This is a genomic window from Psychroserpens mesophilus (genome assembly GCF_050617655.1).
Classification (GTDB): Bacteria; Bacteroidota; Bacteroidia; order Flavobacteriales; family Flavobacteriaceae; genus Psychroserpens; species Psychroserpens mesophilus_A.
On record NZ_JBODQC010000001.1, the window covers coordinates 671771 to 694264 of the forward strand.

A 22494-nucleotide genomic window follows, 5' to 3' on the forward strand; every position below is an offset into this window, starting at 1 on the left:
TGAAATAATGGAAAATCCTACTCTAGAATTACAATTAAAAACCTTACCTCAGGAACCTGGTGTGTATCAATACTATGATATTGACGGTAAATTAATTTATGTAGGTAAAGCTAAGAATTTAAAAAAAAGAGTGAGCTCCTATTTTACCAAAACACATGAAAATGGAAAGACGAGGGTTTTAGTAAAAAAAATAGCAAGTGTAAGGCATATTGTTGTTGAGACTGAAAAAGATGCCCTTTTGCTGGAGAATAATCTTATTAAGAAATATCAACCTCGATATAATGTCATGCTGAAAGATGACAAATCCTATCCATGGATTTGCATTAAAAACGAACGCTTTCCGAGAGTGTTTCCTACACGTCGTCTCTTTAAAGATGGTTCAGAATATTTTGGACCATATACAAGTATGAAGACCGTGCATACCTTATTAGATTTGATTAAAGGGCTTTATCATCTCAGAACATGTAACTATAATCTTTCCGAAGAAAAGATAGAATCTGGAAAATATAAAGTGTGCTTAGAATATCATCTGGGAAATTGTAAAGGACCTTGTGAAGATTTACAGAGTGAAGACGAGTACAATGAGCAAATCAAAGCCATTAGAGAAATTATAAAAGGAAACTTTAAAGATTCATTGTCGCAATTTAAGACGCAAATGAAGCAGCTGGCTCAGGATATGCAATTTGAAGAAGCCCAACGCATTAAAGAAAAAATTGAAATTTTAGAGAATTATCAGGCAAAATCTACTATTGTAAACCCAAAGATTAGCAATGTTGATGTGTTTTCAATTACGAGTGATGAAGGCTATGGTTATGTTAACTTTTTACAGTTATCTTACGGAAGTATTATCAGGTCGCATACCTTAGAAATTAAAAAGAAACTAGATGAAACCGACAAACAGTTATTGGAGTTAGCTATCACTGAAATTAGACAGCGTTTCAATTCAAATTCTAAAGAAATTTATGTGCCATTTAAAGTCGATTTAGGTAAAGAGATAAAAGTGACCATTCCTAAACTTGGTGACAAAAAAAGACTTTTAGAGTTATCACTTCGCAATGCAAAATACTACAGAATGGAGCGTTTTAAGCAAGTGAAAATCGTGGATCCAGATCGTCATGCCAATAGAATTATGGCGCAAATGAAAGTTGATTTAAGATTGTCTGAAGAGCCACGTCATATAGAATGTTTTGATAATTCTAATATTCAGGGAACAAATCCTGTAGCAGCTTGTGTTGTTTTTAAAAATGGAAAGCCTAGTAAAAAAGATTACAGACATTTTAATATTAAAACGGTTGAAGGTCCAGACGATTTTGCCTCTATGGAAGAAGTTGTTTACAGAAGGTATAAACGTTTGTTAGATGAAGAACAACCTTTACCTCAACTGATTATTATTGATGGAGGAAAAGGACAACTATCTTCAGCGTTAAAAAGTTTAGAAGCATTAAATCTTAGAAATAAAATTGCAATCATCGGAATTGCAAAGCGTTTGGAAGAATTATTTTACCCAGACGATCCAATTCCTTTATATTTAGACAAGAAAAGCGAAACACTAAAAATAATTCAACAGTTGAGAAATGAAGCACATCGCTTCGGAATTGAACATCACAGAAATAGAAGAAGTAAAAACGCTTTAACAACAGAATTAGAAACCATACCTGGAATAGGAGAACAAACCGTTGTAGCATTAATGAAAACATTTAAGTCGGTAAAACGAATAGCTGAAGCCGATGAGAAAGATTTAGAACGTGTTGTTGGACTTTCAAGAGCAAAAAAAATAAAAGCCTATTACAATTCAAAATGAAGAAGCTCCTTATCGTTATAGTACTGTTATGCTTGTCTTTTTCTTTAAGAGCTCAAGACACCATCAATACAGATTCTCCAAAAGTGGGATTAGTATTGAGTGGAGGAGGAGCCAAAGGATTTGCTCATATTGGCGCATTAAAAGTAATTGACAGTCTTGGCATTAAAATCGATTATATCGCAGGAACAAGTATGGGAGCAATTGTGGGTTCATTATATGCTTCTGGTTATTCAGGAAAACAGTTAGATTCCATATTTAAAACCTTAGACTTTGATAAGGTAATTAATGATTATTTACCAAGATCTGCAAAAACGTTTTACGAACGTGATAATTCTGAAAAATATGCTGTTAACCTTCCTTTTGATAAGTTTAAAGTAAAGTTGCCTTCGGCACTTTCAAGAGGTCAGAACGTTTTTAATTTACTGTCTAAACTTACCTTGCATGTCAGTGATATAAATAATTTCGACCAATTGCCCATTCCATTCTTTTGTATAGCAACTAATATAGAAAATGGAGAAGCGGTTGTTTTAGAGTCTGGAAATTTAGCACAGGCAGTTACAGCCAGTGGAGCATTTCCATCGTTATTTCAACCCGTTATCATTGATAATCAATTATTAGTTGATGGTGGTGTGGTTAATAATTATCCAATAAACGAACTTAAAGCCAAAGGCATGGATGTTATTATTGGAGTAGATGTTCAGGATGACTTAAGAGATAGAAATGATTTAAAATCGGCACCAGATGTTTTGTTACAGATCAATAATTTTAGAACTATCAACGATATGAAGTTGAAAGCTAAAATTACAGATGTTTATATTCATCCTGATATTAGAGATTTTACTGTTGTATCGTTTAGTGAAAGTGAAAAAATTATAGAAAATGGTAAGCAGGCTACTCTAAAAAAAATTGAAAAGCTAAAAACACTACCGAAATATAGTACAACCAATGCTATACGACCAATTACTAATAAGGCATCTACAGATAGCATTAAAATAAATGGGATTTCAATTGAAGGTAATAAAAGATATACAAGATCTTATATCCTTGGGAAGTTAAAATTTAAAAACGACATAAAAGTAAGTTACGAAGATTTTAATAGAGGTGTCAATAATCTTATAGCAACCAACAATTTTGATACCTTTAAATACCAATTTAAGAAATCTGAGGGTAAAGATGGTTATGACCTTTATGCTAATGTGATGGAGAATGAGATTACCACATTCTTAAAACTGGGTTTACATTATGACGATCTTTATAAAAGTGCAGGTTTGGTTAATTTCACAAAGAAAAGATTGCTGTTTGATAATGATGTGGCCTCTCTGGATATTATTTTAGGGGATAATGTGAGATACAATTTTGAGTATTTTATCGATAAAGGATTTTATTGGAGTATAGGTATTACTTCAAGATATAATCAATTTAACAAGAATATTTTTCCAGAATTATTAATTCAGGATTTTGATGTTATAGGTTCAGGATTGAATAAGATTGATGTTGAGATTCAAGACCAAACCAATCGATTCTATTTACAAACTTTATTCAGAAAAGATTTCGTGCTAAGCATTGGTGCAGAGCATAAACGACTTAAAATTAAATCGGAAACCATTACTTTAAATTCACAAACTGACGAATTTTTATTTGAAAGTACAGATTACGGAAGTGTATACGGAAATTTAAAGTTAGATACTTATGATCATAAATATTTTCCGAAAAGAGGGCTTTATTTTAATGGAGATGTACATTGGTACTTGGTGTCTTCTGGGTTTAACTCTAATTTTGATCCTTTTTCAATCGTTAAAGGAGATATAGGTTATGCGTTTTGTGTGACAGATAAATTAGCATTTAATTTAAAAACGGAAGGTGGTTTTAAGATAGGAGAAAATAGCACAAATACTTTAGATTTTGCATTAGGTGGTTACGGAAATAATTTCATTAATAACTTTATTCCTTTTTATGGATATGATTTTATTTCATTAACAGGAAATAGCTACGTGAAAGCATCAGCATCTGCAGATTATGAAATTTTCAAAAAACATCACATTACATTGGAAGGGAACTGGGCAAATGTCGATGATTTTATTTTCGACACAGGTGAGTGGTTGACACTTCCAGATTACAGAGGTTATGCAATAGGTTATGGAATTGACACTTTTTTAGGACCAGTACAAGCTAAATTTACGTATTCACCAGAACAACGTAAAAGCATTTGGTTTTTTAATGTCGGTTTTTGGTTTTAAAACGAAAAAGAAAGGTTTAATAAAACATATCTTTCAATCAAATTATAAGATAATCTTGACCTTGAATAATCGTTTACAGAAACCGTTTCAAATTTTTTATTATTTGTTAAATTTTTTCCTACCAAAGCAATTTGAATTCTTTGCTCTAAAGTATTAAAAACTAATTTCGTATCCAGAAAAGTGTAGTTGGTAGACTTTGTTAAGTCTGGTGAAATATAACTTAAAATGGTTGTTGAATAAAAGCGTTTACTAAGTTTATAGATTGTTTTAAATTGATTACGGAAAGATAGTATTTGATTTGTTTGATTAATAGCTTCAAAAGTATTGCGTTCAAAATTACTAATGTTTTCAACATTAAAGTTAGACTTAAATCCTGAGCGAATCATAAATGAAAATTGTAAATTTTTACTTTCAACTTCTCTTAATTCCGAATTATTAATCACATTTTTATCTAAAGCAATAGTGTAAGATGTGTCTAGTTTTAAAGTACTTCTTAAAAAATGAAAATAGCTTTCGTAAGATAACAACACATTATAACTTCTGTTAATTGCAGGATTGTAAAAGTTAGAGTTCACAGTGATATCTTCATTAATAATTGATTGATTAAAATAATTGCCTTTATTAAAAAGATAGTTGCCTTCTAAAAGAATGGTTGTTCTTTTAAAGAAATCATAATATTTAAACTTAGTACTTAGTTGATTCGTTTTAATATACCTCAAATCGACAGTATTGGATGAAAAAGACCTGAAATTTGTTTGAATGATATTTGAATACAGTTTATCTTCTTCAGGAAGTAGTTCATTGTACGAATAAATTGCGTTAGCACTTACTTTCTTTGAAAACTCGTAATTAAAGCTAAGATTTGGTGAAAGAATTATATCTGTTTTGTCTATTTCTAAGTCATTTATTTTATCGTGATAGGTTAAAGTATTATGCTGTACATTAATGCCTAATTTTAAAAGCCCTTTATTAAATCTAAAGGATGACTTCGGAAAAAAATATAAGGAATTTACGGCATAACTCATGTCATTATTCAGACTGGAATTGGATTCATTTTGTGTAGAAGACAATGCTGTGTTTAGTTTTGAGTAAAAATAATTGTAACCAGAACTTATATTGTATTTTAAGAATCCCTTACTGCCAATAACTCCAATTTTGGATTGAAGACTATGTTTTTGGAATTCACTGTCTTGTGATTCCAATTCAATATTAGAGCTACTATCAAATATAGTTCCTGGAGTTATAATTAGGCTTTGTGGAGCTTGACTATAGTTGTAAAGTATAATGCCTTCTATAGCAGTATTCCTGTTCGTTCTTGAAACGATATTAAAATTGTGAAAGGTATTGAGAACTTCACTTTGTAATCGGCCTAATTGTTGGGTTGAATTATTGTTGCTTTTATTTTTAAACGTTGTATTTTCATTGGTTAATACTCCACTATATTCCCAATGTAAACTATCTTTTTCTTTATTTGAAAATAAAACCTGACTTGAAAATATTTTTGGAGATTTTGTTAATCGTTCTATATTGAAAAAGTCAATTTGTGATGTGCCATCATTTATTTCAGTAAAACTTTCATTAATTCTATTGAGTTCATTAGCGTAGATTCCAAAATTTACTTTGAGGGATGATTTTTTAAAAAGTTTAAAAATAGCATTATTACTATTAAAAAAAGAGCTATTCATACTATGGAAACTATCATCAAGTATAGAACCAAAGTAACCTTCGGTTAATAGAGATTTAGCGTTTAAGCGTTTTCTGTCTATGTTTTGAATTAGTAATTCTGAATTTAAATCATATTTAGAATTATTATCACCAATATTATTATAAGATATTAAACTAAAGGCTTTAACTTTTTTGTTGACAAGAAGTCCTGAGGTATATAACTTCCATCTGTTTTCAATGCCATAATGTAAATCGCTATTACCAGAAAAATCTGTTTTCCCTTTTTTAAGGACAATGTTTAAGGCGACATCATCAGTGTCTTGAAGCCCTTTGAGCAAAGGATTGTCTTCATAATTGTCTAAGCCTTGAATATTATCTATAAGATCTACATTAATATTTCTGGAACCTATGGTGTAATTGCTTCCAAATAAATCATCACCATCTAACATTAATTTTTTTATACTTTTACCTTTAAACTTAATTTCTCCATTTGTTTTAACCTCAATGCCTGGAAGTTTTTTAAGTAAGTCTTCAACAGTTCTTTCTGTGCCATCTTTGAATGCATTAGGGTTATAAATCGTAGTGTCATTTTTTATTTGAATGCGTTTATTTGTTTTTAAAACAACTTCATTTAGTTTGTTGAGTTCATCTTTTAAAACAAAGGCAAAAGAATATTTTTGCTTATTAGAATTTGAAAGTATAATTGAGTGTTTTTGAGATTTATAACCGTATGAACTAACCTCAATTGTTAATGAATCTAAAGGTTGATTTAAAGACATGTTGAATTTCCCCATATCATCTGTAACAGTATATTGGATTACATTTTTGGTTGTTTTATTTTTCTTAATTAGGATATTTGCAAAAACGGGTTGACCTAAACTATCGTTTACAGAACCTTTAATAGTTTGAGAAACTAAATTTAAGGTTATAAAAAGAAAAAAAACTATGAAATTATATTTCTTCATAGTTTTTCCTTTATTCAACAAACACTTAAAATTACTCATCAATTAAAAATTCTATATATCTATTAGGTACAAAAATTTCTGAATCCATATCAACCCGATAACCTGTCATATTGTTGAAGTACTTTTTGTATAGTTTTTTATAATCTTCAAAGCTTATGGTGTGTTCCAGACCATCATACGGATTATTTGGAACATCTTCTTCTACATTTGTAACCAGTGTGGCTTTAATTTCAAGAGCACCATCTAAAGACTTAACTTTTAAAATTAGTCCTGGTAGTCCATCAAATTTATAAGGACCATCATTGTATGGAAGTTCAGAAGTAAAAAAGGCTTCATAAGATCTGCCTCTAAAATTACATGTAGCTTTCTGACAACGAAAACCAAGAACACTCGTATATTCATCTACTAACTTCCAATCAATAGTATAGTTATCTTTAATGAGCTTAGGTCTTTCTAAACCGCGTTTTTCTCGATAATAAATAACCTGATTTCTTAACGGATCCTTGTAAAAGGAATTCTTAAATTTAAATTTAGAGCTGTCAATATATCCGAAATATTCGGTATCTACAATAGTGTCTTTAATTGTAATTGAATAAACACTTTTAACGCCATTTGTAATCAGTTTTCCATCAAAAAAATTGAAGGAACCGTAGTCATCTATTTCGTCTAATAAAACAGAGCTATAATCTACTTCTAGAGTTTCATTTTGTGAAAATGAAGTATTGATTAATAAAACAATTAAAATAAAGTTTAAGATGGGGTTGCTGTTTAATTTTTTGATGGAAAACATTTGATTATTTTGAATTTAAATATTTGTATTTAATCTATAGCGACTACAGTTACGGTATAAGAAGACGCTTGTTGCATCGCTGTATTAGCGTCATAAGCAGCCATCTGGCATGCTTGTCCCATAGCAATATTACTATCGTCGTTAGTAACGCATCTTCTTGCTGACCAAGATTCTCCTTCATCATTTGTAACGGTTCTTCTACAGCATTTTTTGGCAAAAAAAGCTTTACTAGAATTACTAACAAATTCTACGGTTGATGACTCCTTAATGTCACTTTCTGTTTCAGTTGCAAAAGCATTTCCGATTAAAAATGACACACATAAAATAAATAATAGTTTTTTCATAATTTCTAAAATTTTAAACTTATAACATTAGTTGTATAAGTTGGTTAATAAACAATTTGTTTAAGAAGTCTAAACTTTAAGAAGTCATTTAATAGAAATATAATTCTCTTGATACCTAGTATAACAATATAAGCAAAAATTATTACTCATAGATTATATGCTATACGTTATTTTGGTATATAATTCTATTATTTTAATGTATAATAAAAGACGCTATTTTTTAATTATTTTTTGAGAAAACTCAAAACCATCTTTATTATATTTTAACACATATATCCCACTAGGATAGTCGGTTAAATCAACAGTATAACCTTTGTCTGTGGTTGAAATTTTAGCATTTATTTTTTTCCCACTAGTTAAAGAGTTAATAGTCAAAGACTCTTTTAGATTAAGAGTTTTAGTCTTTAAAGTAAAAATACCGTTTGTTGGATTTGGATATACAACTGGGATTTCTTTGCCTTGAAATTCTGGTGCTTCTCCAAGCAATTCAAGTGGTAAAAACAACTCGTTTGGAGAAGAACTAGCATCGCTCATTCTGTTTTGATTGCATCCATCAGATTCAAGTGTTAAGGTAAGTCCTTTGCCAATCACTTTGCCATTGTCATCACAAATATCAGCTGTTCCACTAATAGTTATGCACGCTTTAGTTGTGTCTAAGCCGTTTCCTCCAAATCCAACCTCTCCAGTAATTGATACTTCTGTAATTAGGACATTACAAATATTAACTGATTGGCCTTTGGTAGCATTACTGATAAATATGAACGCAATTATTAATAATAAATTTTTCATAATTTCTAAAATTTTAAACTTATAACATTAGTTGTATAAGTTGGTTAATAAACAATGTGTTTAAGAAGTCTAAAATTTAGAAGTCTTTTTGTAAAGAAAACAAGCGCTTGATTCTGTTGCAACATCCTATTCATTTGCCTTAGGAGACTTCTTAATTAACCTAAAGGGTAATGTCTAGTCTTACAAACATAATCAAATTTTTTAAATATAGAAAATAATCTATATAAAATTTAAAAGATAAGTTTTATTTGTTAACGAAATCAACGATATTTGTAAGCGCATGACAGTATTTTGGCATGATATGTCACACTTTTAATCATTTCTTATAAAGAAAAACATACTAGAATTAATTCAATTTTGCAGGATTTATCATGTGATGTCCAATCTGACTTGTAAAAAACAATAAAATGTGCCAGATTAAATCTGGAATAAACTAGCATTTTTTGTACCTTTAAAACACTTAAATTTATACTATTATAACGTATAAAAAAATCAACTTTTAAATAAAAAAACATGCCTTTTTATCATAAGCTTGGAAAAATTCCACATAAACGTCACATACAATTCAGAAAAGAAGATGGTAGCTTATACTACGAGCAGCTGTTTGGAACTATTGGATTTGACGGAATGTCAACAAATTCATACCATGAACAGAGACCAACTCAAGTTAAAGAAATTAAAAAACAGTACAGTGTTGCTCCTAAAATTGCTAAAAAAAACAGCATTCAATCCTATAGATTAAGAGGGTTTCAGGTGCAACCAGAAAACGACTATCTCGATAGTAGAAAAGCAGTACTTACAAATAGTGACTGTACCATTATTTTAGCAGCTCCTAAACAATCAACAGCAGATTATTTTTATAAAAATTCTGATGCTGATGAAGTGATTTTTATTCATAAAGGAACAGGTAAATTAAGAACGCATTTAGGTAATCTCGATTTTAAATATGGAGATTATTTGGTAATTCCCAGAGGAATTATCTATAAAATAGACTTTGATACCGAAGACAATAGATTATTTATTGTTGAGTCAAGACGACCAGTCTATACTCCTAAGCGGTATCGAAATTGGTTCGGACAATTATTAGAGCATTCGCCATTTTGTGAGCGTGATTTTCGCCAGCCTCAAGAATTAGAAACTTACAATGAATCTGGAGAGTTTTTAATGAAAATTAAAAAACAGGATGATATGTTTGAAATGGTCTATGCATCGCATCCTTTTGATGTGGTAGGTTATGATGGTTACAATTACCCTTATGCATTTTCAATTCATGATTTTGAACCTATAACAGGTCGCATTCACTTACCACCTCCTATACATCAAACCTTTGAGACCGATGCGTTTGTGATTTGTAGCTTCGTTCCACGTTTGTACGATTATCATCCAGAAAGTATTCCTGCGCCTTATAACCACAGTAATATAGATAGTGATGAGGTGTTATATTATGTCGATGGAGATTTTATGAGTCGTAACGATATCGAAGCTGGTCATATTTCATTGCATCCAGCCGGAATTCCTCATGGACCGCATCCTGGTGCTACAGAGCGAAGTATTGGTAAAGTGAAAACCGAAGAGTTAGCCGTTATGGTTGACACATTTAAACCGTTGCAAATTACTGAAGAAGCTTTAAAAATAGCAGACGAAGAATACTATAAATCTTGGCTGGAATAAGTTTTTAATATCAGTCAGGAGCTGTTTCCTGCTTTCCACTGTATCTTTTTTGAGAAAAACAAAAAAGGATGCCGTTTCAATCAGGGCTAAAACAAAAAATTAAAACTCAATGAGTTAATCAATACTAAAACAAAGTATAATGAGTTCGTTATTAAATAGCATCATAACGAATCAACAAATTAATAATTATATTATGGCAAAAGAAGTAAAAAGTGTCAATTACGGATTAGAAAAAATCTTTGATGGCGCTCAAGATTTTTTACCACTATTAGGAACAGATTATGTAGAGTTCTACGTTGGTAACGCAAAACAATCAGCACATTTTTATAAAACAGCATTCGGATTTCAATCGTATGCGTATAAAGGTTTAGAAACAGGCTCTAAAGATTCAGTAAGTTATGTTTTAAAACAAGATAAAATCCGATTAGTCTTAACAACACCACTTAACAGTAAATCTCCTATAAATGATCATATTGTAAAACATGGCGATGGTGTAAAAGTGGTTGCGCTTTGGGTTGATGACGCCAGAAAATCATATGAAGAAACAACCAAACGTGGCGCAAAATCATATATGGAGCCAACCGTTGAACAAGATGAGTTTGGTGAAGTGGTTCGTGCCGGAATTTATACCTACGGTGAAACGGTTCATATGTTTGTAGAACGTAAAAATTACAAAGGAACCTTTATGCCTGGTTTTATAAAATGGGAATCCGATTACAATCCTGAACCAGTAGGTTTAAAATACATTGATCATATGGTAGGTAATGTAGGTTGGGGACAAATGAATACTTGGGTAAAATGGTACGAAGATGTGATGGGATTTGTAAATTTCTTATCCTTTGACGATAAGCAAATTCATACCGAATATTCAGCACTTATGAGTAAAGTGATGAGTAATGGTAATGGCCGAATCAAATTTCCAATAAACGAACCAGCTAAAGCTGCTAAAAAGTCTCAAATTGAAGAGTATTTAGATTTTTACGAAGATTCAGGAGTGCAGCATATCGCTGTAGCAACAGATGATATTATTTCAACGGTCGCACAATTAAAAGCACGTGGTGTTGAGTTTTTGCCTCCACCTCCTCAAGCCTATTACGATGACATTCCAAGACGTTTAGGCGTTCATATGGATATGATGAAAGAAGATATTAAAGAGCTTCAGAAATTATCAGTTCTTGTGGATGCTGATGAAGAAGGCTATTTACTGCAAATTTTCACTAAACCTGTTGAGGATAGACCAACATTGTTTTTTGAAATTATCCAACGCATGGGAGCACAAGGTTTTGGTGCTGGAAACTTTAAGGCACTATTTGAGTCTATTGAGCGTGAACAGGCCAAAAGAGGGACACTGTAAAATCGTTTCTTATTAAGATACCAGCTGTCATTTCGAGCGCAGTCGAGAAATCTAAGTAAAATACATGCACAAATCAAAGATTCTTCGACTGCGCTTGGAATGATATTTTTTACATTCTAACATAACTATAACAGCTATATTTACTATTGGTCTCGAGTTTTTTTTTATTTTTGGAACAGTAATTGTAATTCTTCCTACTAAACAATAAAACGTAACTTTAAAAGTTACTTTACAATTATGCTAAAAATGAAATATATACTACTTACAATAGGACTTATCTTTGGAATGCAAATATCATTTGCCCAAGATAAATCTGCATTTCAGGAAGGAGAATGGTTTAAGTTTGAAATGAGTTATAGTAACTTCTTAAAAGCAGGTAATGCAACATTAGAAGTTAAAGAATCTAATATAAACGGTAAACCTGTATATCATGTTGTTGGTAAAGGTTGGACCACTGGAGCAATTAAATGGTTTTTTAAAGTAAAAGACAGGTACGAAAGCTTTATTGACAAAGAAACAGGAATGCCTTATAAATTTATAAGAAAAATTGATGAAGGTGGTCACACCAAAGATATCGAAATAGCGTTTGATCATGAAAAACAACAGGCTTTTATTGATAATAAAAAGCATAAAACACAAAAAAGAGTAGCTACTGAAAAAGATGTTCAAGACATGGTTTCTGCGTTCTATTACCTGCGAAATAATTATGATACTGAAAGTATAAGAGAAGGTGAAATCGTTACCCTTAATATGTTTTTTGATGAAGAAAACTATAATTTTAAATTGAAATTTTTAGGAAGAGAAACAATAGAAACAGAATTTGGTAAAGTAAAAACCCTAAAGTTTAGACCTTATGTTATGGCTGGTCGTGTTTTTAAAGAACAAGAAAGTTTAACGCTTTGGGTAAGTGCAGACAACAACAAGATTCCTTTGAAGATAAAAGCAGATCTGGCTGTTGGATCACTACAAGCAAACTTAGAAGCGTTTAAAGGGCTAAAACATTCTTTTCAGATTCAATTTGATTAACTATAATATGGACGAATTACATAAGTTTGACGATATCGTCAAGCAAATACAAGAAAAGTACACAAAAATAGACCAGGATACAGACGATCATTTATATGGCTTGCTATACAGCAAGCCAATTACATATTGGGACTATATACAAACCGATGCATTACTAAATCTTCAAATACAACGCACAACGCTTCCTGATGAGATGGTATTTATTGCCTATCATCAAATTAATGAGTTGATTTTTAAAATGATTCTTTGGGAAATTCAACAAGTAGCTGAAAAAGAAGAATTAAATGCAGAATATTTCGAGAATAAACTCATGCGTATTAGTCGTTACTTTGACATGCTCACCACTTCTTTTAATATCATGCAACATGGTATGGAAATTGAACAATACATGAAATTCCGCTATACTTTAACTCCTGCTAGTGGTTTTCAAAGTGCACAATACAGAATGATTGAGTTTGCGTCAACAGAACTTATTAATCTTATCGATTTTAGATTCAGAAAAACCATAGATAGAAATACCCCTTTTGAGCATGCTTTTGAACACCTTTATTGGCAAGCTGCCGGAAAAGACTATAAAACAGGTAAAAAATCAACGCTTTTAGTGAATTTTGAAAAACGCTATAAAGGTGATTTCATACGTTTTATGCAAACCTATAACACCAAGAACTTATGGTCTCGTTTTAAAGAACTTCCAAAAAAAGATCAGGAAGATAAAGATTTAATAAAAGCCATGCGTCATTATGATTATACTGTTAATATTACATGGGTAATTGCGCACTATAACGCTGCAAAACACTATATCGAAAGTGGTACAGGAGATGGCGAAGCCACAGGTGGAAGCGACTGGAAAAAATACATGCATCCTAAATACCAAAAGCGTATATTTTTTCCTGAACTTTGGAGTGAAGATGAACTTGAAAATTGGGGAGAAAATATTTAAAAACTTGAATTAATTAATGCAACCAAAACAATTATTAATAGCACTTTTTATCTGTATTGGTTTGTGGTCTTGTAAAGACGACGATAAAAAGCCAAAAACAGAAGTTTTACAAACCATAGTGGAGCCTGAACCTAAAAAAGAATTTGGTTTTGTTCTTGAAGACTACATCGTAAAAAGAGATACCATTAGAAAAGGTGATAGCTTTGGTAAAATCTTAGAACGCAATCGTATTGGATACCCTCAAATTTTCAATATTACTGAAAATGCAAAAGATAGCTTTGACATTAGAAAGTTACAATTAGGAAAGCCTTACACATTATTGTGTTCTAATGATTCTTTACAAACACCAGAATGTTTTATTTACCAGCCAAATAGCATTGATTATGTTGTTATTAAATTTGCAGATTCAATTGTAACCTACAAAGGAAAAAAACCAATTTCTATAGTAGAGAAAGAAGCATCAGGCATCGTAATGAATAATTTGTCTGAAACTATGGAATCTCAAGGTTTACCTTATCAGCTCATCAACGATATGAGTGATATTTATGCCTGGACAATAGATTTCTTTAGACTTCAAAAAGGGGATCGTTTCAAAATTATTTACAAACAGCGATTTATTGAAGATTCTATTTATGCTGGAATACAGAGCATTGATGCCGCTTATTTTCAACATAAAGATGAATCGTTTTATGCCTTTAACTTTATGGTTGATAGCACTAAAAACATAGCAGACTATTTTGATGAAAACACTAAAAGTCTCAGACGTACATTTTTAAAAGCACCTGTTCAGTTTAGTCGTATTTCATCACGATATAATTTAAATAGACGTATCGCCTATTATGGTTATAAATTACGACCACATAAAGGCACAGATTTTGCAGCTCCAATTGGAACACCAATTTTAGCCACAGCAAACGGAACCGTAACTGAATCTACACGTCGAGGAGGCAATGGTAAGTATGTGAAAATCAAGCACAATGCAACTTACAGCACGCAATATCTACATATGCAAAACCAAAAGGTTAGAAAAGGTGAATTTGTGAAACAAGGTGATGTCATTGGTTGGGTTGGTATGACTGGTAATACTGGAGGACCTCATGTTTGTTATCGTTTTTGGAAAAATGGCAAACAAGTTGATCCTTTTAGAGAAAAATTACCAGCAGCCGAGTCGATTCCAGATTCATTAAAAACACAATACACAGAATTTATTAAACCTCTAAAATCTCAATTAGATCAAATTCAGTTCCAGGATAATGCAATTGAAATTCCTGCAGAAGAAGATATACTAACCTCCAAAATTCAATAATGGCATTAAAAACCATAAATCCAACGACAACAAAAGCTTGGAGTAAATTACAAGTGCATTTTGAAACCATTGTAAACTCAGATTTAGTAAAGCTATTTTCTGAAAATGAAGCGAGAGCTGATGAAATGACGATTCGATGGGAAGATTTTTATGTCGACTTTTCAAAGCATCATACATCTCAAGAGACTTTAGATTTACTCATTGAATTAGCGAATGAAGTAGATTTGAAAGATGCTATGAATAAATATTTCGGAGGAGCTGTGATTAATAAAAATGAAGGTCGTGAGGTTTTACATACTGCATTGCGAAATCCTGAAAATTCTAAGGTTTTAGTTAATGGAAAAAATGTAATCCCAGAAATTTTTGAGATTAAACATCACATCAAAAATTTTTCTAACAAAGTCATCAACGGTGAGCTAAAGGGTTTCACTGGTAAAGCATTTACTGATGTTGTAAACATCGGAATTGGAGGTTCAGATTTAGGTCCAGCAATGGTTGTTGAATCATTAGCATTTTATAAAAATCAATTGACAACCCATTTTGTTAGTAATGTAGATGGTGATCATGTCAATGAAGTTATTAAAAAAATAAACCCAGAAACGACACTTTTTGTAATAGTATCAAAATCATTTACAACTCAAGAAACTTTATCGAATGCCAAAACTATAAGAGAATGGTTTTTGAAAAGTGCTCCAAAAGAAGCCATTTCAAAGCATTTCGTAGCAGTATCAACCCATATTAAAAACGTTAAGGAGTTTGGAATTGATGCCAGTCATATATTCCCAATGTGGAATTGGGTTGGAGGACGATTCTCTCTTTGGAGTGCTGCTGGTTTGTCGATAAGTTTAGCTGTTGGTTTTGAAAATTTTGACCAACTCCTTTTAGGTGCTCATAAAATGGACGAGCATTTCAAAACGGAAGATTTTGATAAAAATATCCCTGTGATTACAGCGCTTTTGAGCGTTTGGTATAACAATTTTTTTAATGCCGAAAGTGAAGCTGTTATTCCATATTCACAATACTTAAATTTATTTACAACGTATCTTCAACAAGGTATTATGGAGAGTAATGGCAAAAGTGTTGATAGAAATGGAGATAAAATCCATTATCAAACTGGAACTATAATTTGGGGTGAACCTGGAACAAATTCTCAGCATGCATTCTTTCAACTCATTCACCAAGGTACTAAATTAATTCCGGCAGAATTTATCGGGTTTGCAAAATCATTACATGGTAATCAAGATCATCAAGATAAACTCATGTCTAACCTTTTTGCTCAAACGGAAGCTTTAATGAAAGGGAAATCTGAAGCAATGGTCATTAAGGAACTAGAATCACAGGGACTCTCAGAAAAGGACATAAAAGTTCTGACACCTTTTAAAATGTTTGAAGGAAATAAGCCTACAACGACCATTTTAATAAATCAATTAACGCCAGAAAGTTTAGGAAAGCTAATAGCCATGTATGAACATAAAATTTTTGTGCAAGGAATTATCTGGAATATTTTTAGCTACGACCAATTTGGAGTAGAACTCGGGAAACAATTGGCTAATACGATTTTAAAAGAATTCAATGACGAAAGCGTTTCTAATTCACATGATCACTCTACTCAAAACCTGATTGATTATTATAAAAAAATAAAAAACAGTTAATCTTTCCATTCTATGGTTTCCATGATGTGCTTGATATCATTTTTTAGATATACTGCAGCTGGATAAATGGAATCATAATTTGGCTTTGCATAAAAGTAAAGTGAACCTACCAGAAAGTGGTTAATACTGTCTGTAACATAAAACTGAGATTGTGAAGCGGCATTACCACCAACCTCATAAAACATTCCAAAAACTTTGTTTTTAGGATTTTCATAAATATCACCTTCTATCTCATCAGCTTTCATGGTGTGTTTTTGAGTGAGATTTTGAGCATCTCTTAATAAGTCGGTAAGGTTGTCGTTTTCAACTTTCTTATAAGTTAAATAAACGGTTCCTTTGAGTTTTGGATAGTTGATGTTTACACCATAAATATTGTTTACACCATCAAGTTTAATATTAGAAATGGGATCTGCTAATTCATTTTTATCAAAGGTAAAAGGCAAAGGGAGGTCTACTTTTTTATAGGTTGGTTTCGGGTATTCTAAGCGTAGCATGGCTTTTGGTTTCGGAATTGGGTCACCACCACAAGCAATGCAGGATACAACAATACATAATAAAAGTAATTTTCTCATAATGTAATTTGATTAAACGAATGTCTGGTTGAGTGCAGTCGAAATCTAAATAACTGTAAAATCTCTCAACTACGCTCTAGGTGACATTCTTATTTATTCAATATCGTAAATTTAATGTCTTTGATACGCTTTTTTTCAATAGCTTCAATGGTGAAAACGAAATCTTTAAAATTGATTTTACTTTTCAACCTTGGGAATATTCCAGAAATTTCTAATACGAAACCTGCAATAGTTTCAGCTTCTCCTTTGTGATTTTCAAAAACAGATTCGTCTTCTATATTAATAATTTTATAAAAATCTTTTAGTGTGGTTTTGCCTTCAAACGTAAAATTATAATTATCTATTTTAGTATAAACAACATCGTCATCATCAAATTCGTCACTAATATCACCAACAATTTCTTCAATAACATCCTCAAGTGATACCAATCCAGAAGTTCCGCCATATTCATCAACAACAACTGCCAAATGGACTTTTTTATCTTGAAATTCGACCATTAAATCGTCTAATTTTTTGTTTTCAGGTACAAAGAATGGCTCGCGAAGCAAAGTTGTCCAGTTAAATTCTTTCCGGTCAATATGTGGTAGTAAATCTTTTACATATAAAATGCCTGTTACAGAGTCTATGTTGTCTTTAAAAACAGGAATTCTTGAATAACCGTTTTTGGTGATTTCATGAATGATCTCACTAAATTTTTGGTCTTCATTAAGCGCAAAAATATCCATTCGTGGTCGCATTACCTGTTTTGTATCTGTGTTCCCAAAAGACACAATACCTTGTAAAATCTTGTGTTCTTCAACAGTCGTGTCACTGTTAGAGGTTAATTCTAGAGCCTGAGATAATTGATCAACGCTAAGATTTGATTTTTGTTTTCCTAATCTGCTATGAATCGTCAATGTTAAAAAACGCATCGGTAAACTTATTGGAGAAAAAATGACATCTAATACTTTAAGCGGAATAGCCATGAATGTTGAAAATTTCACACGATTTCTACTCGCATAAATTTTCGGAATAATCTCTCCAAATAACAAAATTAAAAAAGTGATGACTACAACTTCTAAAAGGAATCTTATCCAGGCAACTTCAATAGTATGAAATAATGTTTCTCCTAAATAGGCAAACAAAATAACGATACCTATATTAATAAAATTGTTAGCAACTAATATGGTAGCTAGTAATTTTTTTGGACGTTCTAAAAGCTTTGAAATAATTGTAAATGCTTTTGTCTCTTCATCTAAACCAGTATCGATATCAGATTTGGTTAAAGAAAACAGAGCGACTTCAACACCAGAGACTAATGCCGAACAAAACAGTAAAATAATAAGCAGTAATAACCCAGAAATTAATGCAGAATTTCCAGAAAGCAGCAAAACGATTAAACACGAGGGTTCAGGATCCAAAATAGTTTATTTTAATGTTTAAAATGGTAAGTCATCATTATCTTCTGCAACAGGTTGCGAAGTTGGATTTGACATCGCTTGATTAGACTCTGATTCATGACCAGAACCACCAGCTTGCGTTTCATTTTTATTAGATAAAAACGTGAAATCAGTACATTGTATTTCTGTCGAATAACGGTCATTACCTTTCTCATCCTGCCATTTTCTGGTTTTTAATCGACCTTCAATATATACTTTATCACCTTTAGAAAGGTATTTTTCACATATCTCAGCGGCTTTATTTCTAACCACTATATTGTGCCACTCTGTATTAGTCACACGCTCATTGGTTTGTTTATTGGTATAGGTTTCATTAGTTGCTAATGGAAACCGACCAACACAATTTCCACCATCAAAATAATGCATTTTCACTTCATCACCTAAATGCCCAATTAGCATCACTTTATTTAATGTTCCTGACATAGTTATTTGTTGTTTAAGATTACAAAATTAAACAATTTGTAATGGGAGTATTAAAAGTATGAAAAAATTGTGAATTCTTTAAACAGGAAAACTGAATTCCTCAATGAAATTTCCAATGACGATTGGTGCTGGATAGGATTTTAATTCTGAAATAGGAATGCCTTGTTCTGGGAGTTTATCAACTTCAATAATCCAGAATTTAGTATATAAATGTTGATGCGAAAGTTTGTGTACAAGTTCTTTAGTGTTATATAAACTATATTCAAACTCTATATTGTTGAGATAACTACTGATTTTTGTATGTGATTTAAAATCTTCTGAGTGAAGTTCTTTTACTGTTTCAACTAAAGGGAACTGATATAAATTTCGCCATATGCCTTTGGTATTTCGTTGTTCAAAAAGTGTTTTTTTGTCTGAAGACATAAACACCAAAAAATTAAAGTGCTTTTTGACGACTTTGGTTTTCTTTAATTTTACTGGAAGCATATCAATGTTTCCTTTTTGAAGTGCAACACAATGATCTTTTAACGGACAAACAATACAATACGGATTTTTTGGTTTGCATTGAGTGGCACCAAATTCCATTAATGCCTGATTATAATCTCCAGGATATTTAGTATCGATTAAAGAGGTTGCCAACATTTTAAATTCTTTAATGCCTTGACTAGAATTGATAGGAGTAGATATTCCAAAGTAACGCGACAAAACTCTGTATACGTTTCCATCAACAACAGCTGTTGGCTCATTAAAACAAATTGATGCAATAGCACTTGCTGTATAGTCGCCAACGCCTTTGAGTTTTATAATTTCTGAATAGGTAGAAGGAAATATACCATCCAATTCATTTGCAATGTATTTTGCAGAAGCATGTAAATTTCGTGCTCTGGAATAATAACCAAGACCTTGCCAAAGCTTTAAAACGTCTTGCTCCTGAGCATTTGCAAGATCAAAAACAGAAGGGTAATTGGTAACAAAAGCTTCATAATAAGGTAACCCTTGCTTAATTTGAGTTTGCTGCATGATGATTTCAGATAACCAAATATAATATGGGTTTTTGGTGTTTCGCCATGGGAGCTCTCTCTTATTTATTGAATACCAATTAGTTAAAACTTTCTTAAAATCCATATATTTTTTGTAATTGCCACAAAAATAAATCTTTATAAGGTTAAATTTTAATTAATTAGGCTTGAAATATTGAAATTAAATTACCTATATTTGCAACCCTTATAATTAATAGATAACCCTAAAAATTAATAACAATGACAAAAGCTGATATAGTAGCTAAAATTTCTGATAGATTAGGAATTGAGAAAGGAGATGTTCAAGCAACAGTTGAAACTTTTATGGAAGAAGTTAAATCATCTTTAGAAGGAGGAGATAACGTATACTTAAGAGGTTTTGGAAGCTTTATAGTAAAAACTAGAGCTGAAAAAACTGGACGTAACATTTCAAAAAATACAACAATAAAAATACCTGCACATAATATTCCTGCATTTAAACCTGCAAAAGTATTTGTTGAAGGAGTTAAGACCAATGTTGAGGTTAACTAAAAAACAAACATGCTGAACATGTTTCAGTATTAAAAAGAAACATTAATTTAAAAAGACTTATTTATGCCAAGTGGTAAAAAAAGAAAAAGACACAAGGTAGCGACGCATAAGCGTAAAAAACGTAGACGCGCTAATCGTCACAAAAAAAAGTAAATTGAAAAAGTAGTTTTTTAACTACTTTTTCAATTTAAACTCATCTTTATTTTTTTGTTTTTAATCTAAACTAATTTAAGCCATTTTTTAGGAGAAATAAAAAGTGAATATGAGTTTATCCAAAAACAACGTTCTTTGATATAAAATTCATGAGTTTTCATTGCGTTTACCTTCGTAATGCATGGATTTACTGGATTAAATATCCTGTGTCAAAATAAAATCCATCTGTTTTGAAACGAATCAAAATAGATTAAAATTAACAACATGGAAAAAGAATTGATTATAAGATCGAGTTCTGATATTGTTGATTTTGCCTTATTAAAAGATGGAAAACTTATCGAATTACACAAGGATGAAGATGATAACAACTTTGCTGTTGGTGATATATTTATTGCCAAAATTCGCAAAGCTGTTCCTGGTCTAAATGCTGCATTTGTAAATGTAGGTTATGAAAAAGATGCTTTTTTGCATTATCATGATTTAGGACCAAAATTACCTTCTCTTTTAAAATTCGTTAAACGTGTAAGCGCAGGTAGACATACCGATTTTTTACTGAAAAATTTTCAGTTTGAGAAAGATATTGATAAAAACGGAAGCATAGCTAATGTTTTAAAATCAAATCAGTCTCTATTAGTGCAAATTGTAAAAGAACCGATTTCAACCAAAGGTCCTCGTATTAGTAGCGAGTTATCTATTGCTGGTCGTTATATTGTTTTAGTGCCATTTTCTGATCGTATTTCAATCTCTCAAAAGATTGAATCTAAAGAAGAAAAAGAACGTTTAAAGCGTTTGGTAAGAAGCATAACACCTAAGGGGTTCGGAGTTATAATTCGTACAGTCGCAGAAGGCAAAAAAGTTGCCGAACTCGACAAAGATTTACAGAATTTGCTGAGTAGATGGACAGCAATGTGTAAAAAATTAAATAAAGCACATCATCCTAGTAAAGTGTTGAGTGAAATGAATAAAGCCTCTTCAATTTTAAGAGATATCTTTGACGATTCATTTTCAAGTATTACTGTAGATGACGAAGTGCTTTATGGACAGATAAAAGATTACGTGCAAGAAATTGCACCTGCTAAAGAATCAATTGTGAAGATGTATAAAAATGGTGTACCACTTTATGAAAAGTATGGTATCGAACGACAAATTAAAACATCTTTCGGTCGCACAGTGTCCATGGCAAAAGGAGCCTATTTGGTAATCGAACATACCGAAGCGATGCATGTAATTGATGTCAATAGTGGTAACCGATCTAATAAAGAAAAAAATCAAGAGGACACTGCTCTGGAAGTCAATTTAATTTCTGCTACAGAAATTGCTCGTCAGTTGCGTTTACGTGATATGGGCGGAATTATAGTGGTCGATTTTATTGATATGGGACGAGCAGAGAATCGAAAAAAATTGTACAATCATCTTCGTAATGAAATGAACGATGATAAGGCAAAACATAAGATTTTGCCACCTAGTAAGTTTGGTTTAATACAAATAACCAGACAACGTGTTCGCCCAGAACGCAATATTAAAACAAAAGAAGAAAATCCTAATGGCGTTGCAGGTAGTGAGATTGAAGCACCAATAAAAGTGATTCAAAACATTACGCAAGACCTGGAAAGGCTTTTCAAAAAAGACTATAAAAAGATAACCTTAAATGCGCATCCATTTATAGCAGCCTTTATAACCAAAGGGTTTCCATCAGTGCGTTCTAAGTGGTTCTTAGAACATAAAAAATGGGTAAAAGTTTTACCTAGAGATGCTTACACATATCTTGAATATCATTTTTTTGATAAAAATGGTAAGGAAATCAAATAATATCTAAA

General features: G+C 31.5%; 18 protein-coding genes. 10 read left to right on the forward strand and 8 right to left on the reverse strand.

The features are described from left to right. The first annotated feature begins 7 nt into the window (after positions 1-7). Complete coding sequence (gene uvrC, locus ACRHNM_RS02880) at positions 8-1801, forward strand: excinuclease ABC subunit UvrC (protein WP_431133462.1); 1794 nt, start codon at positions 8-10, stop codon at positions 1799-1801. Further along, positions 1798-4038, forward strand: coding sequence for a patatin-like phospholipase family protein (locus tag ACRHNM_RS02885; RefSeq protein WP_431133464.1), 2241 nt, complete (start codon positions 1798-1800; stop codon positions 4036-4038). The genes uvrC and ACRHNM_RS02885 overlap by 4 nt, the downstream gene beginning before the upstream one ends. On the opposite strand, the gene ACRHNM_RS02890 is transcribed toward ACRHNM_RS02885, so the two are convergent. From ACRHNM_RS02890 to ACRHNM_RS02905, 4 genes are all read right to left on the reverse strand, one after another. Next, on the reverse strand, positions 4035-6668 hold the full coding sequence (locus ACRHNM_RS02890) for a carboxypeptidase-like regulatory domain-containing protein (RefSeq protein WP_431133467.1): 2634 nt from the start codon (positions 6666-6668) through the stop codon (positions 4035-4037). The genes ACRHNM_RS02885 and ACRHNM_RS02890 overlap by 4 nt on opposite strands. 31 nt (positions 6669-6699) lie before the next feature. Next, positions 6700-7458, reverse strand: a complete 759-nt coding sequence (locus ACRHNM_RS02895) for a GLPGLI family protein (protein WP_431133469.1) — start codon at positions 7456-7458, stop codon at positions 6700-6702. A 29-nt stretch (positions 7459-7487) separates the two neighbouring features. Beyond that, positions 7488-7802 (reverse strand): hypothetical protein, encoded by a 315-nt coding sequence (locus ACRHNM_RS02900; protein ID WP_431133471.1) that lies wholly within the window; start codon positions 7800-7802, stop codon positions 7488-7490. 213 nt (positions 7803-8015) lie between these two features. Then, positions 8016-8591 (reverse strand): T9SS type A sorting domain-containing protein, encoded by a 576-nt coding sequence (locus ACRHNM_RS02905; RefSeq protein WP_431133473.1) that lies wholly within the window; start codon positions 8589-8591, stop codon positions 8016-8018. Positions 8592-9104: 513 nt separating this feature from the next. On the opposite strand from ACRHNM_RS02905, the gene ACRHNM_RS02910 reads away from it, so the two are divergent. From ACRHNM_RS02910 to pgi, 6 genes are all read left to right on the forward strand, one after another. After that, a complete protein-coding gene (locus tag ACRHNM_RS02910) occupies positions 9105-10262 on the forward strand; it encodes a homogentisate 1,2-dioxygenase (protein WP_431133476.1) in 1158 nt (385 codons plus the stop codon). 193 nt (positions 10263-10455) lie between these two features. Then, the gene (hppD, locus tag ACRHNM_RS02915) at positions 10456-11616 is read left to right on the forward strand and encodes a 4-hydroxyphenylpyruvate dioxygenase (RefSeq protein ID WP_431134013.1); all 1161 of its coding nucleotides are present in this window, start codon (positions 10456-10458) and stop codon (positions 11614-11616) included. A gap of 246 nt (positions 11617-11862) precedes the next feature. Next, on the forward strand, positions 11863-12642 hold the full coding sequence (locus ACRHNM_RS02920; RefSeq protein ID WP_431133478.1) for a DUF3108 domain-containing protein: 780 nt from the start codon (positions 11863-11865) through the stop codon (positions 12640-12642). 7 nt (positions 12643-12649) lie between these two features. Then, positions 12650-13582 (forward strand): tryptophan 2,3-dioxygenase family protein, encoded by a 933-nt coding sequence (locus ACRHNM_RS02925; RefSeq protein WP_431133480.1) that lies wholly within the window; start codon positions 12650-12652, stop codon positions 13580-13582. Between the two features lie 16 nt (positions 13583-13598). Beyond that, positions 13599-14888, forward strand: coding sequence for a peptidoglycan DD-metalloendopeptidase family protein (locus tag ACRHNM_RS02930; RefSeq protein WP_431133482.1), 1290 nt, complete (start codon positions 13599-13601; stop codon positions 14886-14888). Then, positions 14888-16540 carry a glucose-6-phosphate isomerase gene (pgi, locus tag ACRHNM_RS02935; RefSeq protein WP_431133485.1) on the forward strand — a complete coding sequence of 551 codons (1653 nt, stop codon included), beginning with the start codon at positions 14888-14890 and terminating at the stop codon, positions 16538-16540. The genes ACRHNM_RS02930 and pgi overlap by 1 nt, the downstream gene beginning before the upstream one ends. Here pgi and gldD read toward each other — a convergent pair. The 4 genes from gldD to mutY all read right to left on the reverse strand — a co-directional run bounded on the left by gldD (position 16537) and on the right by mutY (position 20099). Beyond that, entirely contained in the window at positions 16537-17112 is a 576-nt protein-coding gene (gene gldD / locus ACRHNM_RS02940) for a gliding motility lipoprotein GldD (protein ID WP_431133487.1), read from the reverse strand. The genes pgi and gldD overlap by 4 nt on opposite strands. 89 nt (positions 17113-17201) lie before the next feature. Then, positions 17202-18512 carry a gliding motility-associated protein GldE gene (locus tag ACRHNM_RS02945; protein WP_431133489.1) on the reverse strand — a complete coding sequence of 437 codons (1311 nt, stop codon included), beginning with the start codon at positions 18510-18512 and terminating at the stop codon, positions 17202-17204. Positions 18513-18530: 18 nt separating this feature from the next. Continuing rightward, positions 18531-18974 carry a single-stranded DNA-binding protein gene (locus ACRHNM_RS02950; RefSeq protein ID WP_431133492.1) on the reverse strand — a complete coding sequence of 148 codons (444 nt, stop codon included), beginning with the start codon at positions 18972-18974 and terminating at the stop codon, positions 18531-18533. Positions 18975-19052: 78 nt separating this feature from the next. Then, complete coding sequence (gene mutY, locus ACRHNM_RS02955; RefSeq protein WP_431133495.1) at positions 19053-20099, reverse strand: A/G-specific adenine glycosylase; 1047 nt, start codon at positions 20097-20099, stop codon at positions 19053-19055. Positions 20100-20233: 134 nt separating this feature from the next. Between mutY and ACRHNM_RS02960 the strand changes: the two genes are divergently transcribed. After that, the gene (locus ACRHNM_RS02960) at positions 20234-20524 is read left to right on the forward strand and encodes an HU family DNA-binding protein (RefSeq protein WP_431133497.1); all 291 of its coding nucleotides are present in this window, start codon (positions 20234-20236) and stop codon (positions 20522-20524) included. Between the two features lie 417 nt (positions 20525-20941). After that, positions 20942-22486, forward strand: coding sequence for an Rne/Rng family ribonuclease (locus tag ACRHNM_RS02965; protein ID WP_431133500.1), 1545 nt, complete (start codon positions 20942-20944; stop codon positions 22484-22486). Positions 22487-22494 lie beyond the last annotated feature (8 nt).

Bases quoted from the DNA above. Each gene is read 5' to 3' on its own strand.
- mutY (WP_431133495.1), bottom strand. From the start codon at position 20,099: ATGGATTTTAAGAAAGTTTTAACTAATTGGTATTCAATAAATAAGAGA.
- ACRHNM_RS02950 (WP_431133492.1), bottom strand. From the start codon at position 18,974: ATGTCAGGAACATTAAATAAAGTGATGCTAATTGGGCATTTAGGTGAT.
- ACRHNM_RS02900 (WP_431133471.1), bottom strand. From the start codon at position 7,802: ATGAAAAAACTATTATTTATTTTATGTGTGTCATTTTTAATCGGAAAT.
- ACRHNM_RS02905 (WP_431133473.1), bottom strand. From the start codon at position 8,591: ATGAAAAATTTATTATTAATAATTGCGTTCATATTTATCAGTAATGCT.
- ACRHNM_RS02910 (WP_431133476.1), top strand. From the start codon at position 9,105: ATGCCTTTTTATCATAAGCTTGGAAAAATTCCACATAAACGTCACATA.
- ACRHNM_RS02890 (WP_431133467.1), bottom strand. From the start codon at position 6,668: ATGAAGAAATATAATTTCATAGTTTTTTTTCTTTTTATAACCTTAAAT.
- hppD (WP_431134013.1), top strand. From the start codon at position 10,456: ATGGCAAAAGAAGTAAAAAGTGTCAATTACGGATTAGAAAAAATCTTT.
- ACRHNM_RS02930 (WP_431133482.1), top strand. From the start codon at position 13,599: ATGCAACCAAAACAATTATTAATAGCACTTTTTATCTGTATTGGTTTG.
- gldD (WP_431133487.1), bottom strand. From the start codon at position 17,112: ATGAGAAAATTACTTTTATTATGTATTGTTGTATCCTGCATTGCTTGT.
- pgi (WP_431133485.1), top strand. From the start codon at position 14,888: ATGGCATTAAAAACCATAAATCCAACGACAACAAAAGCTTGGAGTAAA.
- ACRHNM_RS02960 (WP_431133497.1), top strand. From the start codon at position 20,234: ATGACAAAAGCTGATATAGTAGCTAAAATTTCTGATAGATTAGGAATT.
- uvrC (WP_431133462.1), top strand. From the start codon at position 8: ATGGAAAATCCTACTCTAGAATTACAATTAAAAACCTTACCTCAGGAA.
- ACRHNM_RS02965 (WP_431133500.1), top strand. From the start codon at position 20,942: ATGGAAAAAGAATTGATTATAAGATCGAGTTCTGATATTGTTGATTTT.
- ACRHNM_RS02885 (WP_431133464.1), top strand. From the start codon at position 1,798: ATGAAGAAGCTCCTTATCGTTATAGTACTGTTATGCTTGTCTTTTTCT.
- ACRHNM_RS02895 (WP_431133469.1), bottom strand. From the start codon at position 7,458: ATGTTTTCCATCAAAAAATTAAACAGCAACCCCATCTTAAACTTTATT.
- ACRHNM_RS02925 (WP_431133480.1), top strand. From the start codon at position 12,650: ATGGACGAATTACATAAGTTTGACGATATCGTCAAGCAAATACAAGAA.
- ACRHNM_RS02920 (WP_431133478.1), top strand. From the start codon at position 11,863: ATGAAATATATACTACTTACAATAGGACTTATCTTTGGAATGCAAATA.